General features: G+C 39.8%; 1 protein-coding gene. It reads left to right on the top strand.

The features are described 5' to 3' along the window. Positions 1-279, top strand: a 279-nt coding sequence (locus AC1M89_RS14830; RefSeq protein WP_481614405.1) for a dioxygenase family protein, incomplete at both ends; no start/stop codon positions are given.

Here is a 279-nt window from a genome sequence, read left to right as displayed (position 1 = left end):
CACGTATGGATGATGGTTCTGAAGAAGGCAAAATCCCAACTTTAATTATTGAAGGTATCGTTAAAGATACTGAAGGTAACATCATTGAAGGCGCTAAAGTTGAAGTTTGGCATGCAAACAGCTTAGGTAACTACTCGTTCTTTGATAAGTCTCAATCTGACTTTAACTTACGTCGTACGATCTTCACGGATGCACAAGGTCAATATACAGCATTAACCACAATGCCTGTAGGTTATGGCTGCCCACCAGAAGGTACAACTCAGTTTGTATTAGACAAAC

The organism is Acinetobacter sp. ANC_7635, assembly GCF_056779945.1.
This window is presented reverse-complemented; position numbering and strand designations above follow the sequence as displayed.